Origin of the sequence: Microcystis sp. M079S1 (genome assembly GCF_020246425.1) — a bacterium.
In the GTDB taxonomy this organism is placed as follows: domain Bacteria; phylum Cyanobacteriota; class Cyanobacteriia; order Cyanobacteriales; family Microcystaceae; genus Microcystis; species Microcystis aeruginosa.
The window spans coordinates 1-8,383 of record NZ_JADBSZ010000062.1 but is presented as its reverse complement, the minus strand read 5'-3'; the positions used below and the strand labels follow the sequence as shown (position 1 = coordinate 8,383).

The window sequence follows — 8,383 nt, the reverse complement described above, 5'->3', positions numbered from 1 at the left end:
TAGGGTTGATTCATGGTAGGGTTGATTCATGGTAGGGTTGATTCATGGTAGGGTTGATTCATGGTAGGGTTGATTCATGGTAGGGTTGATTCATGGTAGGGTTGATTCATGGTAGGGTTGATTCATGAATCAACCCTACCCAAACCCCGGAGCGCATGAGCTTTTCGGTGGGATGCTTACACGCGGCTGCTGATATATTTGTAATAATTTAAGAGTCACTAATAATTGCTGATTGTCGATATTTCTGCAAATGTGATACTAAATCCGGTTATTAAAAACTGATTATTTATTCCCCTTTGCATGAGTGCCTCTTGCATGAGTGCCTCTCCTCGTAACTAGCCTGTACTCAACGGATTTAGTATAATTATCTACTAGAGATCGCTGCCGGTCTGTTCTTCTCGGAAGTAAAGCTGATATAATTGACAGCTAGGCTGGGCTAGATCGCCTTTTAACTGAATTAAACCCATACTTTCCAGTTTATAGGCAGTAATCGGTTCTAATCGCACTCCCTTATCGGAAGAATTAACCACTTCCCCCATCGCTGTCAATAATTCCGGCTGTTTTTGCAGATTATCCCAGTGATGACGCAGGTGTGCCGCATAAATTCCCCCTTGGGTAGCAGCATTAGGGAGAATATTTTTTTCCCCACGCACCCGCGCTTCCAGGGCCAAACGGCTAAGATAGGGATGACCAGCAACTAGGGCAATTAAATCCCTGATAAAACGCTGATTATCGTCATTTTTAGGCAATCCGTAGCTACTAGCCAAGTTTTCCAGTTGTTCGAGGCTAAAACCGGGTAATTTAATCGCGCGGCCGACATTAAAGGGAGATTGATTAGCGTCCAATTGAATATAGATTTCCGTGGAATTAGCAATCGCTAACCGCAAATTCTGCCAGATTTCTAAATTATTAGCTTCTTCGTGCCAACAGCGCAAAAGCGGCAGAAAATCCCTAGCGATGTCGGGATACTCGAAAATTCTGTCTAAATTATCTAGGGCCAAAAAGAGCGGCCCGTTAATCTGTTCCAAAAGATAGGACTGAAAATAGGTTTGACAACTGATTAAACTGCCAAATAGTTCCTCATCCCAATATTCATCTAATTGCGGCTTTAAACCCAATTCTCGGCTGACATTTGCCGAAAACCAGCGACAAAATCGGTCTAAACTGGCAAACATCGCCTTTTCTGCCACTTGACAATTAATATAAACTGTGCTATGTCCCCAACTATCTGCCTGAGCGAGCAGATGTTTAAGCAGAGAAGTTTTACCGGTCTTTTCGGGGGATTTAATGCGAATGAGTGACCCCGGACGATTAATTTCTTGATAACAGTCGCTTTCGACGGGAGGGCGGCTAATATAACTATCTATAACCGATTTTTCTGCTAGTATCGGGGTGGGGTGATTTTTCCATTCAGGATATTTGATATCTTTGAACCATTCTCGGAGGATTTGGAACTTACCCGGCCCTTTACTACCTAATTCGAGTTCCGGACAGCCATTATCTTTATCTGCCGAGAAATAGCTATATATTTTAGTCATTTGTTTTTTATAGGTTTCATGGCTGGCGGCCTCGGCCATTTCCCAAATTTCCTCATCCGGTTTGCGCCAATTTTCGTAGGCAAAACGAACTAAAAAAATCTCCTTTAATTTACCCTGAACACCGTATTCTCTAGCTAGATGTTTAAGAAACTCGTCCCATCCCTGTGGTTTCATCCGGTTCTACTTTATTCTACTTATATTCCCCTTTTTTCCATGTTAACCCCTTTTTCCCTCTTGGCAATGGGACTGACATCCGAGCGGAAAAGCCCTATGGTAAAAATAGGTCAATTACCTGATGGTGTCTAAGGGAGTAAAACCATGAAAATCTCGTTAACCTTGTTTGTTGTGGTCTCCTTGCTGTTAGGTTTTCTTCCTCACACTTTAGCGGTTAATAGTCAAGATAACCATTTTGACCGTTCCTCTTCGCCGCTAATTTTACAAAACCGTGACTGTAAGGGTGATAAGGACGATAATTGCAATTAGTCCTGATTATCTCGGTTAAGGTTGTTAGTCTATATCCCCCACCGATGAAAAAATCGTGGTCGGGATTTTTTTTATCCCATCGGCTGCAGATAGCTTTTATCAAGATAATTTCTAGATTCAAGACCAATCATCTCAAGAACTCGCCTGTAATTCCTCTAAACGCGCTAAAACTTCGGCACTGTGAATGGCAGGATTTACCCCTAAATAAATCTCTTTTAAAATCCCCTGCGGATCGATAAGATAGGTATGGCGTAGGGAAACATAACCCATCCAAGAACCATAGGCTTTACTAACATCTCCGGTAGTATCTGCCAGCAAGGGAAATTTTAAACCCTCCGAGTCGCAAAATTCCGCATGAGAATCGACATCATCGGCACTTACCCCTAAAACTTGCGTATTTTTAGCCATATATTTCGGCAAATCCTGCTGAAAACGCCGCGCTTCTAGGGTACAGCCGGGGGTAAAATCCTTGGGATAAAAATACAAAACTACCCACTTACCCCGATAATCCGATAGGGAAATATTCCCTTCTCCCGTGTTAGTCGGTAGGGTAAAATCGGGTGCCGGTTGATTTAAAGGGGGTTGGGGGCCACCTAAAGCGTTAGCATCGGGAATAAAGGCAAAAAATGCCAGAATTACTGCAATTAAAAAACTCAACAGTTGACGACGAGACATAATCAGTTATTAGTTATCAGTTATCAGTTATCAGTTATCAGTTTCTTGGTGTGATAAGTTTAACCTAATACGGGAGCGATCAATATCAGAGAAAGTTTTGGCCGCATAGTTTAGGGAAAAATTGACAAGATCGATCTGATCCTCCTCAGTCCAGGTATCACTTTGATCTAGCGATGGTTGTTGTTGTCCGACAAGTTCATTGAGAATGATTGTGGCCAATCGTAAACGTTCTCCTGATGATAAGTGACAAACCACTTGATTATAAACTTCTTGGGCAGTAGTGGGCATGACAAAAAACTGATGACTGAATGGTTCTAGCTTAATATTCTTTACATAACTTGACAAGGAAAGGGCGAGGTAAAGAGGGAAAATAGATCGAGCTTGTCTTCATCTGCCTAACGATCATGTCTATTGTCACCCTTAACCCCCTTCAATCCCATCAAGATTTAGTCATCGATCCAGCCAAAATCACGGGATTACGGGGAAAAATCACCATCCCAGGCGATAAATCTATATCCCATCGTTCCCTGATGTTAGGAGCGATCGCCGAAGGAGAAACCGTTATTCATGGGTTATTATTGGGCGAAGATCCCCGCAGTACCGCTAGTTGTTTTCGTGCCATGGGTGTGGAAATTTCCCAACTCAACAGCGAGAAAGTGATCGTCAAAGGTAGGGGTTTAGGCAATCTTCAGGAACCCTTAGAAATCCTCGACGCGGGCAATTCCGGCACGACGATCCGCTTAATGTTAGGATTATTGGCCGGTCATCGAGACCGTTTTTTTGTCGTTACCGGTGATGCTTCTCTGCGATCGCGTCCCATGTCCAGGGTGGTGAAACCCCTAAAAGAAATGGGGGCGCAAATTTGGGGCAGAAAAGCCAATTCTTTGGCTCCTTTAGCCGTTTCTGGGGAATCTCTGCAACCGATCCACTACTATTCTCCCGTCGCTTCTGCACAGGTAAAATCCTGTCTTCTCCTCGCAGGACTGTTAACCGAGGGGAAAACCACGATCACGGAACCCGCTTTATCTCGCGATCACAGTGAACGGATGCTGCGCGCTTTTGGGGCAAATATTGAGGTGGATGGGGAGACTAATAGCGTCACAGTGACGGGTTATCCCACTTTAACCGGACAAACGGTGATTGTACCGGGAGATATCAGTTCGGCAGCTTTTTGGTTGGTAGCGGGGGCAATCGTGCCTAATTCCGAGTTATTAATCGAAAATGTGGGAATAAACCCGACTAGAACTGGAATTTTACAGGTTTTACAGGCAATGGGGGCAGATATCACCCTCGAAAATCAACGGGTGGTGACGGGGGAACCGGTGGCGGATCTGCGGGTGAAATCCAGTCAACTACAGGCAACCACGATCGCCGGTGAGATTATACCCCGTCTGATCGATGAAATTCCTATTCTGGCAGTAGCGGCGGTTTTTGCCCAAGGAACGACAATTATTAAGGATGCCGAGGAATTACGGGTGAAAGAAAGCGATCGCCTGACGGTGATGGCCACCCAACTCGATCGCCTAGGGGCAAAAGTAAGGGAATTACCCGATGGTTTAGAGATTACCGGCGGTACAGGCCTAGTCGGCACGGAAGTGGACAGTTTTACCGATCATCGCATTGCCATGAGTCTAGCGATCGCTGCCCTCAATTCCCGTCAACCCACCACTATCCATCGCGCTGAAGCGGCCGGCATTTCCTACCCCGATTTTGTTAGCACCTTAAAGCAAATTTGTCAAGAGTAGAAATATTAAGTTTTTCTGCGAGTGGGCGAGGGGTAACTGGTACAATTGCAGGATAAATCACAGAGTAGTGGGCCACCTGTGTGATAATCAAGTTCATCGATCGAGGTAGCGAAAAATAGAAGCGTCCCTAACCCGCATTTCCCTGAAAAATATCTCCCTATCTACCCCACTCCCGTCTTCTATTCCCCACCGATAATGGAAATCATCGCCCAATTAGAGAAAGTTTCCTATATTTATCCCGAATCCTCCAATCTAGTGCTTAAAAATATCTCTTTAGCAATTCATCGAGGCGAATTTTTAGGTATTATCGGGCCCACAGGTGCAGGAAAAACTACTCTCTGTTTAACTCTTAACGGTATTGTCCCCCAATTCTACGGAGGGCGTTTTTTTGGTTATGCAACAGTAGCCGGTTTAGACACTTTAACCCATCCCGTTAGCACCTTGGCCCGCTATGTGGGGGCAGTATTTGAAGATCCCGAAACGCAACTTTTAGCCACTTCGATAGAAAATGAAATCGCTTTTACCCTAGAAAATTTGCGGCTACCGCGAGAGGAAATTAAAGCGCGCATTCCCAAAGTTTTAGCGGCAGTCCGGTTAGAGGGAATGGAAAAAAAATCGCCGGGGGAATTATCAGGAGGACAAAAACAACGATTAGCGATCGCCGCTGCTCTCGCAGTTCAGCCCGCTTTGTTAATTCTCGATGAACCCACCTCCCAACTGGATCCGGTGGGAGCCCAAGAAGTTTTCGCCACCATTAAGGAATTAAATCGCCATCTCGGTGTCACTATTGTCATGGTCTCCCACGCGGCCGAGGAAATGGCCGAATATGCCGATCGCCTGGTACTATTAAGGGAAGGTGCGATCGAAGCCATGGGAACCCCAGCAGAGATCTACTCCCAAGTACAACTTTTACAGGAAAATGCCCTGCGTCCCCCGCAAGTGGCCACTACTTTTGCCTTGATCAATCAAAAAATCGGGGCGATAAATTCTATTCCTGTCACCCTAGACCGCAGTTTTGCCCGTTTAAACGAGCTTAAATCCTTTTACCATCATAGAACCCCAACCCCTCCCTTATCGTCGGTTTCTGACCCCTTAAACCCCATACTGAGGGTAAAAAATCTCTGCCATACCTATCCTGATGGTACTACCGCCTTGCGGGATGTGTCCCTCGATATTGCCGAAGGGGAATATCTGCTGATTATCGGTCAAAATGGCGCGGGAAAAAGCACTTTAGTCAAGCATTTTCTCAATCTTCTCTCGGCAACCACCGGTCAAGTTATGATTGACGGACGTTCGATCTCGCGTAGCGAGCGCGTTGCGACCACTAGCTTTTCTGTTAGTGATTTAGCTCGTTCGATCGGTTATGTAGCCCAAAATCCCGATAATCAGATTTTTAACACCACTGTCGAGAAAGAAGTATCATTTGCCCTGACTAATCTCGGTTATTCTCCAGAAATCGTTACCCAACGCACGAAAGCAAGTCTAGAAGCCATGGGATTGCTAGAATATCGATTCTATCATCCTCTCTCCTTACCAAAAGGCGATCGAGCACGGGTAGTGATTGCGGCAATTTTAGCCATGGAACCGCGCATAGTTGTTTTCGATGAACCCACCACCGGCCAAGATTACCAAGGGGCTAAGGCAATTTTAGAGGTGAGTCGTCAATTACACCAGATGGGCAAAACCGTGATTGTGATCACCCATCACCTCTATTTAATGCCAGAATACGCCGAAAGAGTAATTATTATGGGTCAAGGAACTATCCTTTTAGATGCCCCAATCCGGCAAGCTTATCATCAAACCGATCTCTTGGCCAAAACCTATCTAACTCCACCCCAAGCGGTTTTATTAGCACAAAAATTAGGACAACTTTCCGGTTATCCCAATTCTCTTTTAACTCCCCAGGAAATTGCCGATTGTTTTCAGAGGATTTAGCCTTGAGGCTATTTAAGGTTTGCGGCAAAAAGTTATTCGTGGGGACAGGGTGTGGGGTGTGGGGTTTTACCCATTTTCAGGTGGTCAATTACCTAGGGCTTGCTGAATAAATGTGAAATGTAGGCAAGGTAAGGTTTTTGTGGCTTTTCTCGCTCCCACAGGTGCAAGATTTTGAGAGTCCTGTAGGGGCGAAGCATTCGGGCAATAACCTATCGGTGAAACCGTAGATTTTCTATCCGAATGCTTCGCCCCTACTTTTTCAGCAAACCCTACCTAATTTTCATGGAAAAAGTCCTGGAATTTTCCCCCCAATCACTCCAATGGTCGGCACTTTTTGAGGGAAAAAAAGCCTAAAAACCTTATCCAACAAGGTTTTTAGATTTATTCAGCAACCCCTATTTAACTGTTTCTAAAATCAACTTCGATCGCTTAACATTATCAGGTACAGGAATCGGATAATCGCCATTAAAACAGGCAGTACAGAAGGTTTTCGGATCTTCCTTCGTTGCTGTTAACATCCCATCGTGACTGAGATAAGCTAAACTATCCACCCCGATTTGTGCCTGAATTTCCGCCACCGATTTAGTTGCCGCAATTAATTGCTCTTGGTTGTCCGTATCAATGCCATAAAAACAAGGATGAGTCACCGGAGGAGAAGATATTCTCATGTGAACTTCTCTTGCTCCGGCATCGCGTAAAGCTTTAACCAATTTCCGGCTAGTGGTTCCCCGCACGATCGAATCATCAACAATAATAACTCTTTTTCCCTGTAAAACATCCTTTAAAGGATTCAATTTCATCTTAATTCCCGACTCTCTCATGTGTTGGGTTGGTTGAATAAAAGTCCGTCCCACATAACGATTTTTAATCAATCCTTCCGCGTAGGGAATATCAGAAATGCGCGAAAATCCGATCGCAGCCGGAATACCCGAATCGGGAACTCCCATCACCATATCTGCTTCTACCGGCGACTCTTTGGCTAATTGTTCCCCCAAACGTACCCGATAAGTATATAAAGATTCCTCGTGGACAATGCTATCGGGACGGGCAAAATAAATCATCTCGAAAACGCATAATTTTTTCTCCGGTTTCATGGCCCAATCCACTGAAGATAAGCCATCTTCACTAATCCAAACTAATTCCCCCGGCTGCACATCCCGCAGATAATCGGCCCCGATAATATCTAATCCGCAGGTTTCCGAAGCTAAAACATAACGGGGGGGATTGCCTTCTTCTTGCAAAACCCCAATTACTAAGGGTCTGACACCATTGGGATCCCGCGCCCCGATAATTCCCGTCGGTGTGCCGATAACAAGGCTGTAAGCCCCGCTACAATAGCTAAAGGCATCGATCGCCGCTTGTATCCAATCCTTGCCACTATCCACTTCCTGGCCGATAGCGACGGCGATCATTTCCGAGTCGGTGGTGGTGCCGAAATCACAACCGCGCTTTTCTAATACATTTCTTAACTCAAAAGTATTGACTAAATTGCCATTATGTGCTAGGGAAAGTTTACCTAAACGGGTTTCGATCACAGCAGGTTGGGCATTGGCCCGACGGCTAGAACCGGTGGTAGAGTAACGAGTATGACCGACGGCGTGAGTACCCGGCAAGGTTTTAAGGACAGTTTCGCTAAAAACTTGGGAAACTAAGCCCATTTCTTTGTAACAATGCACCGTTTCCCCGTCGTAGGTGGCAATACCTGCCGATTCCTGTCCTCGGTGTTGCAGGGCATAGAGTCCGAAATAGGTCAGTTTTGCTACTTCTTCCTCGGGGGCATAGAGTCCAAAAACTCCACAGGCTTCTTCAGGCTTATCGACGCGGTTCAAGAATAGGGATGAGTCGGGATGGCTAGACATGGGAGGGTGGGTAGGGCTGTTTCATTTAAATTAAGTATAGCTGATTTTGAGTCAATAAATTTGACCGAAGATTCTCAAGTTTATCTTGTTCTAACCAAAAGAGTTAGTCACAATAACTAATCTTTAATCCTCTGCCAAATTTATTATG

Annotated in this window: 6 protein-coding genes; 2 read left to right on the top strand and 4 right to left on the bottom strand. The window is 45.1% G+C overall.

The features are described from left to right. Positions 1-371 precede the first annotated feature (371 nt). The 3 genes from IM456_RS03720 to IM456_RS03710 all read right to left on the bottom strand — a co-directional run bounded on the left by IM456_RS03720 (position 372) and on the right by IM456_RS03710 (position 2,984). Positions 372-1,712 carry an AAA-like domain-containing protein gene (locus tag IM456_RS03720; protein WP_149987495.1) on the bottom strand — a complete coding sequence of 447 codons (1,341 nt, stop codon included), beginning with the start codon at positions 1,710-1,712 and terminating at the stop codon, positions 372-374. Between the two features lie 441 nt (positions 1,713-2,153). After that, positions 2,154-2,696: a peroxiredoxin gene (locus IM456_RS03715; protein WP_190723372.1), complete on the bottom strand. Its 543-nt coding sequence runs from the start codon at positions 2,694-2,696 to the stop codon at positions 2,154-2,156. A gap of 30 nt (positions 2,697-2,726) precedes the next feature. Beyond that, positions 2,727-2,984 (bottom strand): protein-tyrosine phosphatase family protein, encoded by a 258-nt coding sequence (locus tag IM456_RS03710; RefSeq protein ID WP_002791669.1) that lies wholly within the window; start codon positions 2,982-2,984, stop codon positions 2,727-2,729. Positions 2,985-3,100: 116 nt separating this feature from the next. Between IM456_RS03710 and aroA the strand changes: the two genes are divergently transcribed. Further along, positions 3,101-4,441, top strand: coding sequence for a 3-phosphoshikimate 1-carboxyvinyltransferase (aroA, locus tag IM456_RS03705; protein ID WP_287691598.1), 1,341 nt, complete (start codon positions 3,101-3,103; stop codon positions 4,439-4,441). Positions 4,442-4,636: 195 nt separating this feature from the next. Next, on the top strand, positions 4,637-6,376 hold the full coding sequence (locus IM456_RS03700; protein WP_149987492.1) for an ABC transporter ATP-binding protein: 1,740 nt from the start codon (positions 4,637-4,639) through the stop codon (positions 6,374-6,376). A 395-nt stretch (positions 6,377-6,771) separates the two neighbouring features. Here the strand turns inward: IM456_RS03700 and purF are convergent, their stop codons facing one another. Further along, complete coding sequence (gene purF, locus IM456_RS03695; RefSeq protein ID WP_147071758.1) at positions 6,772-8,235, bottom strand: amidophosphoribosyltransferase; 1,464 nt, start codon at positions 8,233-8,235, stop codon at positions 6,772-6,774. Positions 8,236-8,383 lie beyond the last annotated feature (148 nt).